This window comes from Pseudoalteromonas sp. SG43-8 (assembly GCF_014164245.1).
GTDB lineage: Bacteria > Pseudomonadota > Gammaproteobacteria > Enterobacterales > Alteromonadaceae > Pseudoalteromonas > Pseudoalteromonas distincta.
Window position 1 is genome coordinate 236992 of record NZ_JACJEX010000004.1, and the last position, 19563, is coordinate 256554.

Here is a 19563-nt window from a genome sequence, read left to right on the forward strand (position 1 = left end):
CCGACGCGATAATACCCACATCACTCAAATCATTACTGTGCCAGCAAACCCTAACCAATCTCTCCAAGTGCTTTCATCGCGGCTTGTGCTTTGTCTGTTTGTACAAAAATATGGTCATGATAAAACGCAGCTACCACGTTAGCGCTAATGCCATGCTCAGTCAGCTTTGCCGATACCGCAGCAGTTAGCCCTACAGCCTCTAAACTTGAATGTACGTTAAGGGTAATTAAATTGTATTTGCCCTCGTAAGTAATACCTGCTTTATCGGCAGTTTCAGCTTTTAAAATAAGGGTTAGCCCTTCTTCTTCAACATACGTGGCAAGTGGTTCTAAATGAACATAGTCAGCCAATTTACCTGCTAAACAGCAAAATATGTACTCACCATGTTTAAGCGCAGGCTGCATTGATCTTAATAATTCGTTTAACTCTAAAATTCCGGCCATGGTCGTTCCTTACAATGTGTTATTTAGTGGCTTTTAGCTGCGCGACTAGCTCGCTTAATCTCGCAATTTTTATATTACTTAACTGTCTGTAATCAAAATACGGGCAAACAATAATGTTGTTAGTTGTGTCTATTGCAAACTCGTCGTTGAGCCAATCAAATTGGGCATGTAACTTACCTTGTTGTAATAAGTTTTTAGCGTGCGTACGACCGGCAATTATGTGTAGCTGGTTTTTATTGCTGGCTTTGCTAATATCAGGCGCGCTAAATAGCAGAGCAGTTTTACTATTTTTTTGAAGTAAAAACTCATCGCGATATTGTTGCCAAGTAGTGGCTTGTTTGGCAAATGAATAATGCTCACTTGGCAGGGCAAATAGCACTTTTGCGTACACGTTAAACACTTTGCGCCAACCATTACCACAGTGCTGGTTTATGGTATTTATTTGCTCTTTAATTACCGGCTCTATACTTTGTAGGGTTTCAAAGTAGGGCATAGGCGGTGCTTTTGCGACATACACGGCTACATTAAAATTATACTCACCTAAACCAACAACTTGCTCTGTCACTTACTTTGCCTTATTTTGCGCTAAAATGCGGTCGAGGTTATTTGCAAAGTTTTGGCGATCGGTTTGGCTAAGTGGCGGTGGCCCACCACTCATTTCTACGCCGCTTGAGCGCATGGTATCCATAAAGTCGCGCACGTTAAGTATTGAGCGGATATTCTCGGTGGTATAAAGCTCGCCACGTGGGTTGAGTGCTTGCCCGCCGTTATCAATTACTTCACTTGCTAGCGGAATATCGCCCGTAATAACTAAATCGCCTTTTTCAACGCGTTTTACTATTTCGTCGTCGGCTACATCAAACCCTGACGATACTTGAACGCGACTTATGTATTTTGACGGCGGGATACGCATTGCGTGATTAGCCACTAAAATAGTCTCGATTTTCATACGCTCTGCAGCTCTAAAAAGTATTTCTTTTATAACAACAGGACACGCGTCTGCATCTACCCAAATTTTCATGCTATGGTCATTTTTATTACTTTAGAATTAATATGATCCTATAGCAAATTTTTTTAATCGGCTAGCAAACTTTATACTCATCTATATTTAGATAATACGTACTATTTATGTAATTTAAAAAGGAGCTTACATGAAGGCTATTAAATACGGTTTACTTATTACGGGGTTGTTTTTTCTTAGTGCCTGCACCAGCCCTCCTGAGGGAATAACACCTGTTAAAAACTTTGATATACAAAAATATAAAGGCAAGTGGTTTGAAATAGCGCGTCTTAATCACTCATTCGAAGAAGGTATGGAGCAAGTTACCGCGACTTATTCAATTAACGACGACGGCACAGTAAAGGTCCTTAACAAAGGGTATTTAACGGATGATAAAAAATGGGATAACGCCGAAGGCTTAGCCAAGTTTGTTGAGGGCACTGACACCGGGCATTTTAAAGTCTCGTTTTTTGGTCCATTTTATGGCGCTTACGTGATTTTTGAACTTGACCAACCCGATTACCAATATGCATTTATAACCAGTTACAACAAAGATTACTTGTGGTTTTTATCGCGTACACCAACGGTTAGCAAAGAGCTTAAAGAACACTTTTTAACTAAAGCTAATGAGTTGGGCTTTGCTACCGATGAAATAATTTGGGTTAAGCAATAAACAATGTAAAGCCCCTTTACAGTAGTAATAAAAGAGTCACCTAACTGTAAAGTAACTTAAATATATTATGGTTATATTGTGTGTACTTGCCGTGAGACAGCAAGTATTAGAAACACTGAATATCCCCTATTGTTGGCAAGCTATATAGCTTGCCATTTTTTTTGCCTAATCTATGGGAAAATAACGGATCACGTTTTTACTAACTAAGGCTAGTTTAATGCTAAAAACAACCCACTTAGTACAATTAACACGCTATTTAAAACACTAAACCACTTTACGTAGCCTACTAAAAAATTATAAAAAACCATTATAATTAAAACACTTAGGCTCATAAATCCGCAAAACAGTAATGCTCCATATCCATCTTGAGTAACTATACAAAGCACCAAGCTTAGTAAAATACTGATCCAAGCAGCTAATAGCAGCTTTTTACGTTGGGATTCTGTAGGACGTTTTTTAAATACATCTTTAAAATGATTATACTTAGCCAGCGCAAAACAGTTAAAACTGAGCAGGCATAGGCTAAACCCAAGTAAATCAATCATGGTTTTTGCCTTTTAAGGTTATTAGATTGACTAGGGCTGATTATTTTTGAGTTGTTTTTAGCAGTACGTAATTTTTCGGTTTGTATAAAAAACAATATACTAAACAGTAAAAAAAGTGCATCAAAAGTAAATAAAGCCCACTGTTTGTGCATCAAATAGCTAACTAGATTACCGTTAGTTGTAAGTGCATTAATAACCGGTACGCTTAAACATGTAACAGCATTTATAGCTGCCATAACTCGCCATTGCAGTGTATCGCGCTTTAAAAGTGCTAAAAGAGCAACCGCTAGCCATGTTAAAAAGAACGCGAGTATTTCTTTATCGGCGCGCTCTGCGGTAGTTGGGCTAAGTAGTCTGTTAGCAATAAAAAATGCACACGTTGCCAGTGGAAGCCCCATAATAGTGGCTAGGTTTAACCCTTCAACTAGTTTTAAACCAAACGAAGGTTTAACGTTATTTTTAGTTCGCTCGCGAATTCGTTTAGCCCACATAATACAGCCAGAGCCAATCATTACACAGCCTGCAATACCGCCTAATACGTATAACCAGCGCAACAACCACGTAGCCAAACGCCCTGTATGCATTGAATTAAGTGATTCGTAAAGCGCTTTGCTGCTAGTTAGCTCGTCATCAGTTTTAGCGACCATTTGCCCTGTAGCACCACTAAATATTAAGCGTGGTGCTTGGTCACGTAGTGTTTTACCTGCGCTTACCAATACGGTAATTGTTGAAGCTGCCATATTTGGTTGGTTAACTTGTATGCGAGTAATATCTGCATGAGGCCACTTAGTATAAACCTGATCCAAAATGCTTTGAATCGGCACCATTGATGATTCGCCTTGGGCTTTATCGGTCATGGTGTTGCGAGGGGTTACATCGTTAAAAAAACCACGCATGCCGTCATCGTAAGACGTTTGCGCAGGGTAGGGAAACAACATAAATATGAGCGTAATCATGCCCGTGTAAGTAATCATTAAATGAAAAGGCAGGGCAAGCACAGAGCTTAAGTTATGGGCATCTAACCACGTACGGCTACCTTTATTACGTCTAAAACTAAACATATCTTTAAAAATACGCTTATGAATAACCACACCCGATATAATGGCAATTAGCATAAAAAAGCTAGCAAAGCACACAATCCAGCGTGCGGTTATTGCATCCATGTAATGTAAATCATAGTGCAGCCGATAAAAAAAGTTACCACCTTTAGTATCTACAAAGGGCTCAAGCTCTTGCATGGTATTAGGGTTAAGCTGCGTGTTTTCAAACTGACTGCGGCGCTGGCCTAGTTCTTTTGGCTTTGCATAACCATAAATTAAATAAGGAATACGCGGCTCAGGTAATGTAATACGCCAGCTTGATGAGTTAGCTCCATGGTTAGCTAAGTAATCAAATCCGGTAATTATTTGTTGTTTTTGCGCTTCTATACGCTGTGTTTGGGCTTGCACATTATGAATGGCTGGTTGATTCCACAACGTTATTTCGTCTCTAAAAAAGCTAAGAGTCCCTGCAAAAAATATTAAATATAATAACCAGCAAACGAGTAACCCTACCCAAGTGTGCAACCAAGTCATCGATCTGAAAAAGCTGTCTTTCATACCCAACCCTTCAGTAATGCAAGCAGACTAATGAACGCTCCCGTACTTAGTAAAATACTGATCCACACTGTTTTTAATGATTTAACGCTAAAGGCATAAATAAATACTACGGCATAAATTAAAATGCTGATTGAAACACTAAACAGCACAGCGTCTTGTTTAGCTATTGGCAACACAAGGCTTAATAACGCAGTGCTTGCAGAGGTAAAAGCATAGCCACCAATTATGGCAATAAAAAAACGTAAAAATACCAAAACTCGATAACAGCTTACGCTTTTTACTATAAGCGCAATCACGTTAACCTTATCGAATGGCGCACTGTGCAAAGGTGCCTGCATAGTTAATTAATCCCTTTATTTAAAGCTGAGGATAAAACGAAGGCGCTATTATATATGTTACAAATACAAAAGATAGTTATTCTCATTTGTGATATTTTATTTTTAAGTAAGTTATGCGTACTTAGTTACTTAGTAAAATACTGATCTGATATTATTTAATGATATTGCACAGGCTCTATGTAAAGCTTAAGGTTAATAAACTGAGTAAAAATAAAGAGTGAGTAACGATGAGCGATCACGAAAAACTAAATTACGTTGAGTTCCCTGCATGCGACTTACCTGCAACTAAGGCCTTTTTTAATCGTGTATTTAATTGGCAGTTTACTGACTACGGCCCAGAATACACGGCGTTTAGTGGCCAAGGGCTCGATGGTGGCTTTTTTAATGCGCCGCTTAAATCGCTAACTCAAAATGGTGCTGCGCTATTGGTTTTTTATAGTAACGACATTCACGCCACGTATAAAAAAGTACAACTCCATGGTGGCACAATATTAAAACCTATTTTTGAATTTCCGGGTGGTTGCCGGTTTCATTTTGCAGAGCCGAGCGGCAATGAATTTGCTGTATGGGCAGAGCAACACTAGGTTTTACAAGGCTTGTAGCGCGAATGAGCTTAAAGATCACGATTTTACTAACTAACGCTCGTTTTAATTAAAATAAACCGATTTTTTACCAACTCATTTATCCTAAATGGCCATTTAGGATAAATATTAAGCATTTAAGGCCAAATAAACATGAATAGTCACCAATTAATAGAGCAAGTTAGTAAATGCGTGATCTGTGAACCTCATTTACCTTTAGGGGCTCGCCCTGTTATACAATTTAACCAAAACGCACGTATTTTAATTGCAGGCCAAGCACCTGGAATCAAAGTTCACGAAACAGGGGTGCCGTTTAACGATGCAAGCGGAAACCGCCTACGAGAATGGCTTGGGCTAACAAGGGATGAATTTTACGATGCTAATAATATAGCAATTTTACCTATGGGCTTTTGCTACCCGGGTAGGGGGAAGTCGGGTGATTTACCACCGAGAAAAGAATGCGCCCCTGCATGGCGCGAGCAATTATTGGCTGCACTCCCAAATATTGAGCTGACAATAGTGCTTGGTAAATACGCGCAGGCGTATCATTTACCAGAGACTAAAAAAATGCCACTTACGGAGTTAGTAAAATCGTGGCGTGAGTATTGGCCAAATTATTTAGTGCTTCCACATCCGAGTCCACGTAATAATATATGGCTTAAAAAGAATCCATGGTTTGAGCAAGATGTACTTCCAGAACTGGGTAAACGCATTGCGACTATTTTAAATAAGTAATACTTCTAGCATTAGGATTTATTGTAAAGGGGCTTTATACCAATCCGCAATAATACTTAATCATTTTGCGGGGCTAAACGTGTCGCTACCTGTGTTAAAAAATTCTCATTTACGACTGCATGGATGCAGAAGGTAGAGCAATGCAGGAGCAATTGCCGAGAACAACTAAATCGCGAATTTTTTGCCTAGCTATCAACACGTTTTTCCATCCTCAAAATAGATCACTTAATTAAGCGAATTGGTATACAGTTAACTTAAAAATTAACACTCCAATTAAAAACAATAACAAACGAGGCTGTCTAATTTGAATGCATCTATATTAACTGAAGTAATACTTCCGCTCGCTCTTGCACTTATTATGTTTGGTATGGGTCTTGGGCTCACAAAAAACGATTTTACTCGTCTATTTAAAAGCCCGCTTGCCATTGTTATTGGTTTAATAGGCCAACTTGTAGCAATGCCTTTATTAGCATTAGGATTGTGTTATTTATTTAACCTACCAACGCCTATCGCTATTGGATTAATGATATTAGCTGCTTGCCCCGGCGGTACTATGTCAAATGTAGTAAGTCAGCTTGTTAAAGCTAATTTAGCACTTTCGGTAAGTTTAACAGCTGCCTCTACTGCAATTAGTATAATAACCACACCGTTTATTATTGGCTTTGCTGTGAGTCAGTTTGCCCCAGCAGACGATGCTACTTTTTCTATTTTAACTACTTCATTAGGGCTATTTTTTATTACCTTAGTGCCAGTTGCTATAGGCATTTGGTTGCGTCACTTTAAAAGTGATGTTGCCATTAAAGCAGAGCCGTTTTTTAGACGCTTCTCGTTGTTTTTTATGCTTATGATGATTGCCGCACTAGTAATAAAAGAGCGCGATTTATTAGTTAGCTCATTAAACGATGTATTTTGGGCGTGCATAGCGCTTAATATTGGTTCAATGGTTGTTGGTTGGTTAATTGCTAAGTGTTCAAAATTAAATTTAACTGATTCGCTGACGCTTTCAATTGAGGTTGGAATTCAAAATGCATCGTTAGCTATTTTAATCGCTATTAGCTTTTTAAATAAACCAGAATACGCAGTTACCAGTGGCGTGTATGGCCTTGCTATGTTTATAGGGCCACTGCTATTAATTGGCGGGTTAAAGCTTAAAAATAAACGTACCGCTAGGGCTGTTAACTAGGACTTTTAATTAGGGCATGTTGACCAAGTTACTTTAATTTATGGCTGCGGATAACGTAGCCTTAAACTCAAGTCTAAAAATACCACCAGTTAAATGTATGCTCTGCACTCATCGCGCCAACAAGTTGTAAGCTTATAAAACACTCTCAAGCTTAAATATTGCGCCAGGCGCTGAACTTGCTCGCGCAAGGAGCGAAGCTCCTAATTACTAAAGCGCATTTTAGGATGGGATAAGAGTGTAAGTAATACGGTAAAAAAGCAGTTAATTATTTAGTTACTAAAATAGCGCCTCAAATATGAGGCGCTACTTTAAAACTTACTATTTGGTTTGCATGTTTTTAGCGCGTTCTTCTGCATCTATTAATGCTTGCGATTTAGGCGCGCGTTTTTTCTCTTCTATTTTGGGTTTTTCAGTTGAGTCAGGATCCCAGCTTGAGTCTAACGATAAGTTAGCAAATGGATTGTTACTGTCTGCTTTTTTAGGCTCACTTTGTGGCTCATCAACTGGCGGTGTTGTTTGTGCTTGCTCAGGTGTTGCGCTTTGTTTTTTAGGCATCGGCTTTTCACCAGGTAATGGTGCATCTGGGTTAAATGTACGTACCTCTGGTTCTTTAAAGTCTTGCTCTGTTGTATATGTAGTCGATTGAGCGTCAGCTATTTGCTCTGGTGCGTGTAAATCTACAACCGGCTCACTCGCTGTTACTGGCTCAGGAGTACTAATAACCGGCTCTACAGTGTTGTGTTCGGCTTCTGTTGGCGCAGGCTCCGTTACTTGCGCTGTATGGTGCTTACGTTGTTTTTTTACAGGCTTTGCATCTGGGTCAAAGTCGCGTACCTCTGGCTCATTAAAACTGCTGGCATTTTTAATACGCTCTAAGGTTGTTTTAGCGGCGGCTTCAAACTCGGCAGTGTTAGGCTCAGGTTTTTGTTTTACTTCGTTAAACGTAGCGGTACTTGTTTGCTCTAGAGCATCTGCTGGCTCTATTTGTGCAGGCTCAATTTCGCTTGTTTGCACTTGTGTAGTTACGTTGTTTTGCTCATCTGAAATTTGCGGTGGTGTATGTTCAACATCAGCATTTTGCGCAGTGTTCGTAAGCTCTAAAGGCTCTTCATTTACCTCTACGCTGCTCTCAACTGGTTTATTATTTTGAGTTACTTCGTTGATGACAACAGGCTCAATCTTTGGCTCTTTTGTTGTTTTAGTTTCAGGTTTAACTGGCGTAGCAATTTTTTCTGATTTAACTTCAGGTGGAGCCGCTATAGTCGGCTCTGCCATCGCTTTACTTTGTTTTGCACGGCGCAGGCGCACGACTATCATAGCGCCAATAAGTATTACTATAACAAGTATTAAAGTGGGTAAAAGTAACGAGCTTGGGCTTTGTGCTACAGGTTGCGGCGCAATTACTGGCGCTGGTTTAGTTAACACAGGTGCTGGTTTTACAGGTACAGGCTTTTCAAGTGTAGGTTGCACGCTTTGCTCTGGCGTTGCCGGTTTTACTTGCTCTATCACAGCTTCGTTTTTTTGCTCTGTAACTACTTGCTCGGGTGCTGCTTTTGTTGGCTCTGCATCGATTACTATTTCGTTACTATTGGTATTTAGCTGATCGTTTATTTGTTGTTTTTGAGCATTAGTTAAATTAAGTGTTTGCTCGTTGATGCTTTCTTTAACAGCTTCTTCAGTAGGTTTAATTACAGGGGCAGGTTCAACAATTTTAGGTTGTGGCTGAGTAATAATAGCAGGCTTTGGCTCTATTATTTGGGGCTTAGGTTGTGCTTGATTTTCTTTTGGCTTATTACAGTTTTTTTTGTAATCACGCGCTGCCTTACGATATTTTTGACTCGCTTTATTATTATTGTTTTGCTGCATTTCTTGTTTAATTAAAATGCACATAGCTTCGTTGTATGCAGCGCTTTGCGCACTGTAAAATAAGGTAAAGCAAAGAGTAAATCTAATTAGTTTTGATATCATGAAGTTATGCGCGCTTAAATATTAATAGTTTGATTTTAAGCGCAAAATTGAAAATTATCCAGAGTAATACGACTAATCAATAACCATAAGGCTGCGATATTCATCGTAAGCAAATTGGTCTGTCATACCGCTTATATAATCTTGAATTAATCTACAGCGATAATAAAATTCATATGCTGCAAAGTGATCGGGCTCTTCTTGCATGGCATCTATTGCGTGTTGATAACTATTTAAGTGCTTTTTAGAGAGCTTTTTAACAAGTCGTGACTCAATTAATAAACGTGAATCGCCATTTAGTGCACGCTTAAAGTCATCGCTGTTTAATTGAAGTAGCGGCTTGTAGCAATCGAGCAAACCATTAATTATTCTATAACCTTGCAGCTCTAATTTTTCGACTTCTTTGTTTGAAAATACATGCTCAAGTGCCACTTGCTTTAGCATTTTGGTTACAGCGTGTAGATGGCTTCTATCTTCTAAAAGTGCTTGGTTAAAATCGCCATGATAAATAGGTTCTATGTTCTCAATAAAGCGTTTTGCAGCATGTCCAACTAGCGGATGTAAAAGTGCTACGCGCAGGTATATAAAAAATTCGCTGTTAAAGTTATACGGTTGTGCTTTGGCGCGCTCATGTGCGTAGTCAACTGCTTTATCTACAAAAGTTTGGTGCTCTGTGTCGTCTATTGTTAGGTTTATGAGTGCTTTTTTATAATGACTTTTAAGCTGTGTACATAAGAATTCGGTACTTATGATCCCTTTTTCAACAGCATCCTCTATATCGGCTAGGCAATACGAAATGTCGTCGGCGGCTTCCATTATATAACTTGCTGGATGGCGGCAATATTGCTCAATAGTGAGCTCTTTTTGTAGCGCTTCAACAAAGTTTTTTTCGCTGTAGTAGTAACCCACTTTCTTCATTAAGTAGTTTTTATTTTGCGGTATATCTTTTGTATCAAGCCCTGCAGGGCGAGTGTATTTTAAAATACCAGCACTTTGGCTGTAAGTTAAATTAAGCGTTTGCAACGAATGAATTATACGTATGCCTTGAGCGTTGCCTTCAAAGTTACAAATATCAAGCGCAAGGTGTTTAAAAACAACACCTATACCGGTATTGGGCTCTTTGCAGCGCTCGGGTGTTACGCTTGCTAGGTTGTTATTAAACCAGTGGTTTATTGCCGCTTCACCAAAATGTCCAAACGGTGGGTTGCCTATATCGTGCATTAGGCAGGCCATTTCTACTAAGCTTTCTAGGGGGCGCTCTAAATCGGTTAAGCCGTAATCTTTTTGTTGTTGGTAGCTTAAATTTGCAAAAATACGTTGCACTATAAAACGACCAACCTGTTGTACCTCAAGCGAGTGAGTTAAGCGCGAACGAACAGCTGCGTTGCGTTCAAGCGGAAACACTTGGGTTTTTTGCTGAAGCCTGCGAATAGCGGCACTGTTAATAATCCGGCCACGGTCGCTTTCTAGCGCCATTTGTAAGTTAGAGGTTGTGCGATACATTCGTGCTGGCGTTATTTTTTTACTAAAATCTATGGTCATCTTTATACTTGTCCTTTTTTACAATTGATGACTGGCATAGTTTTTAGCACATAGTCATTTGTCTTTAATATATAGGGTTTAATCTATCAGTTTGTATCATAAAGTAACAACTTGCTTTAAAATAATTTTTTGAGTAATTGTTGTGCATTTATAGGTGTTTATAATGAAACGGTGGATTTTAAAGGCAGTATCAATTTGCCTAATGTTAGGAATGAACAGCGCATTTGCTGCAAAAGAGCAAACTGTGGTGCTTGTATCAATTGATGGCCTGCGTTGGGATTATATTGAAAAACACGGTGCGCCAAATTTAAAAGCAATGGCCGAGCGCGGTGTTCGCGCACAAAAACTAATACCTGTTTATCCAACTAAAACGTTTCCTAACCATATTTCTATTATTACGGGCTTACTGCCGGTAAACCATGGCATTGTTGATAATAGCTTTTGTGATAAAGCGCGTAAAAACGACTGTTACAGCATGGGCAAAGCATTGGGCGATAGCACTTGGGTGAAGGGGATTCCGCTTTGGAATTTAGCAAAAATGCAGGGACTTAAATCGGCTACTTATTTTTGGCCTGAGTCAGATGCGTTATTTAACGGCATGACACCAGATTACTTTTATCACTATTCTAAATACAGCGATTACCAAAGCCGTGTTGATCAAATTATTCAATGGTTAAGTTTACCAAAAGCACAGCGCCCACGTTTTATTGCGAGTTACTTTTCGCTAGTTGATAGCATGGGCCATGAATTTGGGCCAGACGCTCCACAAACACGCGATGCAGTTAAACAGCTTGATGAATTAATGGGGCAATTACAAACCCGCCTAAGCAAATTAGAGCAAGACGTAAACCTTGTTATTGTCTCGGATCATGGCATGGCGAGTATAGATCCAGATAAAAGTATTGATGTAACCACACTGCCTCAAGATGAAAACTTTTTAGTTAAAAACACCGGTCCACGTTTACTCATATACACTCAACCCGATGCAATAAATGCAGATATAGCCGGCTATAAAGCTCGTTTACAAAAAGCAGCAAACGGTCGTTATACAGTATTAACTGACGAGCAGTTAGCAGCGTATCATTACAATAAAGGCACCCGTATAGGCGATATTGTGGTGCAAACTACAGCGCCAGCGGTATTTACCAATGGTAAAAAACCAACCTATTTAGGGACTCACGGTTATGCATATACCGAGGATATGGCTGCATCATTTATTGCTGTAGGCCCTGCATTTAAACAAGGTGTAAGCCTTAAAGAAGTGAGTAACCTTGATATTTACCCAGTACTTGCAAAAGTGATGGGGCTTAAATTGTTAAATAAAGTAGATGGCAATGGTAAAACATTAATGCCAGCAATTAAGCAAAAAGTGGTTGTGCATTAGCTTAATCTATAAGAGCGCGTAAGCGCTCTGCAGGGAAGAACATGTAAAAACTTTAAAGTGGGCTATTTAGCCCACTTTTTAATGCGCTACTTATTTAAAGTTAGCAATACTTGTTTTTGTAGCAGTAACCGTGCGAATTGCATACGCTTGGTTTGTAATACCAAATGCAATACCGTTTACGCTCCAGTTAGGGTTAGAGAAGTAATCGTACTGAGTTGCGCTACCGTAAACGTGCGGGTAAGCCATAATACTTGCAAACTCATTTTGTACGCCATGACCCATGCCATCAACATATACACCGCCAGATGTGTCACCTTGTTTGCGTGAATGCGCTAAACCTTGGTTATGACCAAGTTCGTGTACAAATGTAGTTGCACCACAATCAATTGCAGTGATTGAGTACATACGGCTGCTCATTGAGCTATATAGATTGCCATTAGTGCCTTGGCCAACCCATGCTAAACCACATGAAATAAGCCCATTGCCAGCACTTTGGCCAGTACCTAATACGGCAATCATGTCGGCTTTCCAATCGCTGCGTAAACCATCTACGTAGCTGCTATTTGTAACCGAATCTAACCAATCCTCAGACGGCGTTACTGCGTAGTCACCTAAGTTTTGTTTGCCAGCTAAGCGTAGTGTTATATCAACGCCATTTTGGCTATATACCTGATTACTAAAAGCAATTAGTTGATTTATTTTAGTGTCAATATTACTAGTTGCAGCAGCTGATTGGTCGGTATATAAAATACCGATATCGATTATTTCTGCTTGCGCAACACTTGCTGCACATAATGCCGCAGCCAGTGCGGTTGTTGTGATTACTTTTTTCATTATTGTATTTCCTTACTCTTGTTGTGGTTGGAACTGTTTTTAACTTGGTTGAGATCATAAAAAGCAGACACACTAAAGCTGCCTTATAGTGCGGCTTTAATTGCTTTTTATGCTTTTTGGTTAGCCATCAATTTTTGGTGCGAATATATCGATGCTTTTATCTGATTTGGGCTTTGGTGCGGTTACTTCATGCTCTACGTGGCTTTTATATAAATCGCGTTTTGCTGCAATCCATCCGTACTTACCTTTACTTTCGAATACATAGTTGCCAGAAGGTGCAGTAAATTGGCCATATACGGCATCTTTACCTACCGTTAAAACGGTATTATGCATACGACCGTCAACACCCACTATTTTACCAAATATGCTCTTATCGCCATTTTCAGACTCAACCACATTAGTCACTTCTGCGGTGAATGTTTCGGCTGTTTGCGGAATAGCTAAATCGAAGTTTTCGCCAGTCTCTAACGTCTGTAAAGAATTTAAATCAAACTCAATATAGGCCTCGTTATGTAAGTCGGTAGGTAAAACTTTTGCGTTTATAAGCACTTGCTTTGCTTTGTCTGATAAGCGATTTACGGCATCAAATTCTTCAAACGGTAAGCTGTTGTCAGGGGCAACAATGGGTTTTACGGTAATTGGATCTTTACTCATATCAATAGGTGCAGGGGGATGTGTATTGCGCGTTTTTTGTAAATCAATAGGAACAAAATCAATAGCAACAGGCGCGATAGGTTCGCCCGTTTCATCTGCATTAAAAAATAGCCCATAAACTGCAAATGCCGATAATGGTATAGCAATTAGTAAGACGACAGATTTCTTCATTTGTTTCTCTTTTAGTGTTTTTGGTTAACTGTTTGTTACGTTTTATATTATTAAATGGATTAGATCAAGATAATAAATGTAACCGAAAAGAATTATTTCTTAATTTTATAATTCCTTATAAAATATGAGGATATTTATTTTTGGTGTGTTTTTTGCTCTTTTTGGTATTGGTTTTTAGTAGTGTTTACGCGGGCTTTGGCGAAGTTATAGGTACTTGTTTGTTTAGTTAAATACAATGGTTAAAAGTGACTTTTTAACGTTAATTACAATGAAAAATAAAAAGTGAATTTATTTCACCTTTTGTAAACCAATCGCTAATTGCAATGTAATTATTGGGCACGTATGTTGTGTGCTGCATAAATGCATTACGAGGAATTTATGAAGGTGTCTGATCAGTTGCTTAACCGAATTACAGCAGGACTTGTGGCTGTAATTATTGGTTTTTCGAGTTCTATTGCATTAATTTATCAGGTAGTAATAACCCTTGGTGGCACGCCCGATTTAGTAGCTAGTTGGATTTTAATGCTCGGTTTAGTGATGGGCACAACGTCAATTGGTTTATCGTACTATTACAAAGTACCTGTTTTAATTGCGTGGTCTACCACGGGAGCTGCATTACTTATTTCAAGTGCCCAAGGGTATAACTTAAACGAGGCTATTGGCGCGTTTATGCTCAGTGCATTGCTCGTGTTTTTGTCGGGGGTTACGGGCTGGTTTGAAAAAATAATGAACCGTATTCCAAGTGAGCTTGCATGCGCCATGTTGGCCGGCGTGCTTGTTACCTTTGGTATCGATGTGTTTAATTTTATGAACGACATGCCTTTAGTAATTGGCTTAATGGTCGTTATGTACTTTATTGGCAAACGCTTTTTTGCCCGCTTAGCTATGTTAAGCGTGCTTATTATAGGTGTATTACTCGCTTGGCAAATGGGCCATATTGATACCAGCGCACTGCACTGGAAAATGAGCGAATTTGCTTATATTGAACCCGCTTTTCACTTGCAAGCATGTATTAGCATAGGTTTACCACTTTATATAGTTACCATGACTTCGCAAAATTTACCGGGTATTGCTGTTTTAAAAGCACATAAATATAAAGCGCCTATATCTGCGTCTCTTAATGTTACTGGTTTTGTAAATATGCTTAGCGCTCCTTTTGGAGCCTACTCTATTAATTTAGCCGCTATTACCGCAGCTATATGTATGAGTGATGAGGCGGATAAAAATCATGATAAACGTTATTGGGCGAGTATAGCGGCTGGCGTATTTTATATTTTAATGGCGCTGTGCGCAGCTACATTAGTTGGCTTGGTGGCAAGTTTACCGCAGGCACTTATTTTAGCTTTGGCGGGCATTGCGCTATTTGGCACCATTGCTAATAGTTTGCAGCAAGCCCTTAGTAGTACTGAATATACTGAGGCCGCAATAGTCACTTTTTTAGTAACTGCATCTAACTTAACATTGCTTTCAGTGGGGTCGGCTTTTTGGGGGATTATAGCGGGTGTGCTAACGCTTATTATCACTAGGAAAGACTAAAAACTGTGATTATCTAAAGCGAAAATACTGCTCATATAGTTGATTAAAATAGTTTAACCAAGCTTATTAAAAAGGCTGCAATTGCAGCCTTTAGTTTTACAAACAGGGTTTATCTAATCATAAGTATGATGGCGAGTTACGCTAAACCGATTAAGTATATGGTGCATAACATACACAACACATAAGCTTAAGATTATAGCCACAGATACCGAACTAAACCGGTACATTGCACTATAAACAAGATCTTGGCCTGGCCCGAGTGAATTTCCAAACAAAATACCAAATGTAGTCAATACACCAAAACCAATGCCAGGTATGCCTCCGCCTAAAATATGAAAGCGCGCAAAAACAAACGAAAGAATCCATAAAATAGCCATCGGAAAAAGTAAAAAATCAGAGTGACTATACAAAAATAGTTGCGATAGTAACGCTGCATTACAGCCTATAAGCGTTCCAATTGCTCGCTGCCAACCGGCCATACCTGCGGCTTTCCAGCACAACGAAAATAAAATAAGCACAGAAGCTGCCTGCGCAGATATTGAGTCTTGTAAATCAAGAACCTGAAAAACAACAAAAGAGAGCGTCGCCACGGTTGAGCATAACAATACCTCATGGCGAATACTTTCTTTTGCTTTAGCTGGCATTACTCGCCCGGGCCTTGCGGTTACATCAGGGAATAGGCCATGCATTAATGCTCCAATAATAACGGTTAAAAATATAGCCAAACCATTAGTTAAGATTAACGGATAAATACTGCTTCCTTGATCAACATAGCTGGAAAAATGTAGCTGAATAGAAAGACTGATCACGCCTAAAGCGCCAAATAAAAAGGCACTACCGCTACTCATTTTATGAAATAAAAAGCAGAAAACACCAAACACTAACAATGTCATAACGACTGGCAAGTGAGAAAACAATCCCTGCATTATCAGCACTATAAGTGCGCTAAATGCAGCAGATGCTATAAATTGATTTATAAGCCCACGACTTAACGTAGGTACCATGCCCAATATCAACATAGGATAAACGGTAAAAAATATACCATTGGGCCAGTTCATTAATTTACTAATAGTAAAGCCAAGGGTACACCCACCAGCAATGCGCAGTGCTTGGCGAAGGCCATTGGAGTCTAATTGTGGGCCTTGGCTAACAATTTGAGTCATAAAGCCTCCATTAATAAATGTAGTGTAACCAGCTAATAAACCTGATTTGTGCAGAGCCAAACCATTGCCCAATTGTTGATTCTGGTAATAATTGTACTGTTGCACGTGAGCCACTAGGCATGTTTGCTATTAAGTCTTGATGATTTATCAGCTTTAAGTGAATGCGTTGACGCTGTGCATCACGCACCCAACGATTACTGGTTTCTGTTGTACTTAGTAAACCATTAGCGCTAAGTTGACCACTGCTAACGCCTGCTTCAAATGTTTCAAGTATTGCGTCGTAAACTTCACCTGGACGGCTATCAAATACTACGCGCGCTTGTGTGCCTTGCTTCATATTTGAGAGTGACTTTTCTCTAAAGTCGGCAACTAAATCTGCCTTTTTAGCAACAATAGCTAATAATGGGCTGCCTGCAACTGCGTATGCGCCGTCTAATAATTGCAAGTTAGCAACTACGCCATCACTTAATGCGCGCACTTTTGTGTAGGATAAATTTAGCTCAGCCTGTGCTAACTGGTTAGCAGCGTGGCGCATGGCTAAGTTTTTGTCCCCTGAGTCACCTCTAGCTAAAACCGCTTCAGCTAACTGCGCTTCAAGGGCTGCAACATTTGCTTTACTCGCTTCATAATTAGCACGAATGCTTTCAAGTTCTTGCTCCGATATAGACTTTTGCTTATAGAGCTTTTCGCCTCTGCTTTTTAATAGTTTTTGCTCATGCTGTTTAGCGTTTGCAGCACTTATTTGTGCCTCAAGCGCTTTAACATTGGTATCAAGGCGTTTATTTTGTAATTTGGCATCATCAAGGGCGAGTTGAGCTTGTTCTTTAGCTAAATTATATGGGCCTTCATCGATACTAAATAATATATCGCCTGCTTTAACTGATTGGTTATTACTAACTTGCACACTAGTGACTCGGCCACTAATTTGCGGTGATATTTGCACAACAGGGTGATAAACACGTGCTTGTGGTGTCACAGGCAAAACCATATCGGCCACTAAATAGTAAATAAATACTAAGATAAACCCTATGAGAGAAAACCTTACATAGCGTGCAAACTTTTGATCCGGTGTCATTTTTAGCCTTACTTATTAACTTGAATACATTTAAGGGCGTTTTGCTCCATTTTGATCAAACCAAATGCAATCGCATCTAGTTGCTCAACAGATAAACCGCTGTATAACTGATTTTTTATATCGGAAATAGTCTCTTGTAATGAATGTAAAATGGCATCACTTTGCTCAGTAAAATAAAGTCTTTTACTGCGCTTATCATGTTTGTCTACACGGCGAACAATTAACGATTGCTCCTCTAATTGCTTAAGCGTACGAGTCAATGAAGGCATTTCTATACCTAAGCTATTAGCAAGCTCAAGTTGTGTTAGTCCCTCACCACGCATACTAATATGCATTAGTGCAGTCCAGCGCGATTGAGTAAGCCCTAAAGGCTCAACCGCAATGGTTACCGCTTCGCGGCATAAGCGATGAACTCGGCCCATATTACCGATAACAGTTAAATCGAGCGTTTCGTGAAAAGGTTTGTGTGTAGGCATAGCCATCCCAACATAGTTAGCAAGCTAACTATTTTATCATTACTTAGCTTGCTAAGTAAATATGCGTAAGTGCGGGAAGTGGCAAAATATTTGCTAAACCTCACTTGTAAAAATGGTGAGGTTTAGCAGGAGTTTAAAAGTTAAGTAAATTAGCTGGGGAGTATTGATCGGTAAGTACTTTTGTATCTGCGGGCCAATCTTGATCGTTTTTAGTAAATTGCATAAATTGGCTAATCGCTTTTATGTCTATACCGTATTTTACTAATTTAGGGGCGAGAGCATTTAAACGCGTGTTAATTTGCGCTTTGCTCGGCATTGATTTAAGTCCCGCTAAAATAATACGGTTACTACGATTTTCGCGACTTACATTTATAAAGTCGCCAAATACAGCGTGGTAAGTTGCCGACTCATGTTCATAAAGTTTACTACTTGAAAACGTATTTGCAGCTATAACACCGCCTTCGGCTAATACGCTTTGTACTTCTTCAAAAAACTCTTTAGTAAGCAAATGCTCCGGAATATAGTCGCCGTTAAATGCATCCAAAATAATCCAATCATACTTTTGCTTTTTAATAGCGGCACGTTTTATAAAAATACGGCCATCTTGCACGCTTGATGTCACTAAATCGTTTTCTATAAAGTTAAAGTAATCGCGTGCAACTTTAGTTACTGCGGGATCTATTTCAACATTATGAATTTTTGCAGTGGGGTATAGCTCATGAATAACGTTAGAAAGCGTACCGCCACCTAGCCCTATAATAAGTACATTTTTAGGGTTATCGGCTACTAAAAGGCTCGCAAAAGTCAATTTTGTGTAATTAAAAACAAGTTTGTCGGGATTGTTCTTATACATACAGCTTTGGCTTGTTTGGCTACTTTTAGTATTAAATTTAAGGCAACGTAAGTCGCTCGTTTCTTCAACAATAATATTGCGATAAAGCGAGCGCTCTTCGTGGATAACTTTACTGCACGCAAAACCCGAAAATGCAATTAACGGCAGTAGTAAATATTTAAGCATGAGCAAGCTCCTTATTACTAGCCAAGGTATTAATTACAATCGCGATTAAACCCAGTGATCCAAGCGTTAGAGCAAAGGCGCTAATAATTGTATTTACGTCAAACGCGAGTACAAAGTAAAAAGAAGTAATAATAGTACCCAGTGCACTGCCAAGCGTACTTACAAAGTATAAACGCCCAGCGACTTGGCCGCTTTTATCGCTATCGGTTACCAGTAAGCGCACAGAGTAGGGCGAGATCATGCCTAAAATAACGGTAGGTATAAAAAATAAAGCAGTTGACGCTAAGAGTGAGCCGTAGCGGCTATCTTCAATATGGGTAAATATAAATTCCATTATTGGCTGCGAAAATAATGTAATAGGCACCACCATAATGCTGGCTATTAAAAATATTAAACCATATTTGGTAAGTGATGCATTTTTAGTGCTGAGTTTACCGCCAAGTAAATACCCAAAAGATAAACTAAGCATAAATACTGTAATTATACTGCCCCAAATATGTACGCTACTACCAAAAAAAGGGGCGAGAATTCTCCCTCCTAAAAGTTCAATCCCCATAATGCAAAAACCGCTGCAAAAAGCTAAAAAGTAAATTAACGCGTTTGTTTTTATTCTCATGTAATTATCGTTATGTAACTTATGTAGAACACT

At 39.2% G+C, this 19563-nt stretch carries 21 protein-coding genes; 6 read left to right on the forward strand and 15 right to left on the reverse strand.

Annotated elements, in window-relative coordinates:
* Positions 1-50 precede the first annotated feature (50 nt).
* From H5122_RS10485 to H5122_RS10495, 3 genes are read right to left on the reverse strand one after another with little or no spacing between them, the layout of a single operon-like run.
* The gene (locus tag H5122_RS10485) at positions 51-443 is read right to left on the reverse strand and encodes an ACT domain-containing protein (RefSeq protein ID WP_182681896.1); all 393 of its coding nucleotides are present in this window, start codon (positions 441-443) and stop codon (positions 51-53) included.
* Between the two features lie 19 nt (positions 444-462).
* Positions 463-1008: a DUF6942 family protein gene (locus H5122_RS10490; protein ID WP_182681895.1), complete on the reverse strand. Its 546-nt coding sequence runs from the start codon at positions 1006-1008 to the stop codon at positions 463-465.
* Positions 1009-1464, reverse strand: a complete 456-nt coding sequence (locus H5122_RS10495; RefSeq protein ID WP_165743999.1) for a YaiI/YqxD family protein — start codon at positions 1462-1464, stop codon at positions 1009-1011.
* 130 nt (positions 1465-1594) lie between these two features.
* Between H5122_RS10495 and H5122_RS10500 the strand changes: the two genes are divergently transcribed.
* Positions 1595-2116 (forward strand): lipocalin family protein, encoded by a 522-nt coding sequence (locus H5122_RS10500; protein WP_182681894.1) that lies wholly within the window; start codon positions 1595-1597, stop codon positions 2114-2116.
* Positions 2117-2325: 209 nt separating this feature from the next.
* Here the strand turns inward: H5122_RS10500 and H5122_RS10505 are convergent, their stop codons facing one another.
* From H5122_RS10505 to H5122_RS10515, 3 genes are read right to left on the reverse strand one after another with little or no spacing between them, the layout of a single operon-like run.
* Positions 2326-2661 (reverse strand): DUF3325 domain-containing protein, encoded by a 336-nt coding sequence (locus tag H5122_RS10505; protein WP_182673099.1) that lies wholly within the window; start codon positions 2659-2661, stop codon positions 2326-2328.
* A complete protein-coding gene (locus H5122_RS10510) occupies positions 2658-4259 on the reverse strand; it encodes a PepSY domain-containing protein (RefSeq protein WP_182681893.1) in 1602 nt (533 codons plus the stop codon). The genes H5122_RS10505 and H5122_RS10510 overlap by 4 nt, the downstream gene beginning before the upstream one ends.
* A complete protein-coding gene (locus H5122_RS10515) occupies positions 4256-4597 on the reverse strand; it encodes a hypothetical protein (RefSeq protein WP_182681892.1) in 342 nt (113 codons plus the stop codon). Before H5122_RS10515 ends, H5122_RS10510 begins: the two co-directional genes overlap by 4 nt.
* 227 nt (positions 4598-4824) lie before the next feature.
* Here H5122_RS10515 and H5122_RS10520 point away from each other — a divergent pair, with 227 nt between their 5' ends.
* The 3 genes from H5122_RS10520 to H5122_RS10530 all read left to right on the forward strand — a co-directional run bounded on the left by H5122_RS10520 (position 4825) and on the right by H5122_RS10530 (position 7096).
* Positions 4825-5181 carry a VOC family protein gene (locus H5122_RS10520; protein WP_182681891.1) on the forward strand — a complete coding sequence of 119 codons (357 nt, stop codon included), beginning with the start codon at positions 4825-4827 and terminating at the stop codon, positions 5179-5181.
* Between the two features lie 150 nt (positions 5182-5331).
* On the forward strand, positions 5332-5913 hold the full coding sequence (locus H5122_RS10525; RefSeq protein WP_182681890.1) for a uracil-DNA glycosylase family protein: 582 nt from the start codon (positions 5332-5334) through the stop codon (positions 5911-5913).
* Between the two features lie 304 nt (positions 5914-6217).
* Positions 6218-7096: a bile acid:sodium symporter family protein gene (locus tag H5122_RS10530; RefSeq protein WP_182681889.1), complete on the forward strand. Its 879-nt coding sequence runs from the start codon at positions 6218-6220 to the stop codon at positions 7094-7096.
* Between the two features lie 318 nt (positions 7097-7414).
* Here the strand turns inward: H5122_RS10530 and H5122_RS10535 are convergent, their stop codons facing one another.
* Positions 7415-9064: a cell surface protein gene (locus tag H5122_RS10535; RefSeq protein WP_182681888.1), complete on the reverse strand. Its 1650-nt coding sequence runs from the start codon at positions 9062-9064 to the stop codon at positions 7415-7417.
* A gap of 72 nt (positions 9065-9136) precedes the next feature.
* Complete coding sequence (gene dgt / locus H5122_RS10540) at positions 9137-10603, reverse strand: dGTPase (RefSeq protein WP_182681887.1); 1467 nt, start codon at positions 10601-10603, stop codon at positions 9137-9139.
* Between the two features lie 163 nt (positions 10604-10766).
* On the opposite strand from dgt, the gene H5122_RS10545 reads away from it, so the two are divergent.
* Entirely contained in the window at positions 10767-11987 is a 1221-nt protein-coding gene (locus H5122_RS10545; RefSeq protein WP_182681886.1) for an alkaline phosphatase family protein, read from the forward strand.
* A gap of 90 nt (positions 11988-12077) precedes the next feature.
* Here the strand turns inward: H5122_RS10545 and H5122_RS10550 are convergent, their stop codons facing one another.
* Positions 12078-12821 (reverse strand): zinc-dependent metalloprotease family protein, encoded by a 744-nt coding sequence (locus H5122_RS10550; protein ID WP_182681885.1) that lies wholly within the window; start codon positions 12819-12821, stop codon positions 12078-12080.
* Positions 12822-12941: 120 nt separating this feature from the next.
* Entirely contained in the window at positions 12942-13646 is a 705-nt protein-coding gene (locus tag H5122_RS10555) for a hypothetical protein (protein ID WP_182681884.1), read from the reverse strand.
* A gap of 378 nt (positions 13647-14024) precedes the next feature.
* On the opposite strand from H5122_RS10555, the gene H5122_RS10560 reads away from it, so the two are divergent.
* Positions 14025-15182: a benzoate/H(+) symporter BenE family transporter gene (locus H5122_RS10560; RefSeq protein WP_182681883.1), complete on the forward strand. Its 1158-nt coding sequence runs from the start codon at positions 14025-14027 to the stop codon at positions 15180-15182.
* A 113-nt stretch (positions 15183-15295) separates the two neighbouring features.
* On the opposite strand, the gene H5122_RS10565 is transcribed toward H5122_RS10560, so the two are convergent.
* The 5 genes from H5122_RS10565 to H5122_RS10585 all read right to left on the reverse strand — a co-directional run bounded on the left by H5122_RS10565 (position 15296) and on the right by H5122_RS10585 (position 19530).
* Positions 15296-16345 carry a DUF2955 domain-containing protein gene (locus H5122_RS10565; protein ID WP_138490145.1) on the reverse strand — a complete coding sequence of 350 codons (1050 nt, stop codon included), beginning with the start codon at positions 16343-16345 and terminating at the stop codon, positions 15296-15298.
* A gap of 10 nt (positions 16346-16355) precedes the next feature.
* Entirely contained in the window at positions 16356-17420 is a 1065-nt protein-coding gene (locus H5122_RS10570; protein WP_182681882.1) for an HlyD family secretion protein, read from the reverse strand.
* 8 nt (positions 17421-17428) lie between these two features.
* A complete protein-coding gene (locus tag H5122_RS10575; protein ID WP_002959150.1) occupies positions 17429-17896 on the reverse strand; it encodes a MarR family transcriptional regulator in 468 nt (155 codons plus the stop codon).
* Between the two features lie 133 nt (positions 17897-18029).
* The gene (locus H5122_RS10580; RefSeq protein WP_182681881.1) at positions 18030-18914 is read right to left on the reverse strand and encodes a spermidine synthase; all 885 of its coding nucleotides are present in this window, start codon (positions 18912-18914) and stop codon (positions 18030-18032) included.
* Positions 18907-19530 (reverse strand): fused MFS/spermidine synthase, encoded by a 624-nt coding sequence (locus tag H5122_RS10585; protein ID WP_182681880.1) that lies wholly within the window; start codon positions 19528-19530, stop codon positions 18907-18909. The genes H5122_RS10580 and H5122_RS10585 overlap by 8 nt, the downstream gene beginning before the upstream one ends.
* Positions 19531-19563 lie beyond the last annotated feature (33 nt).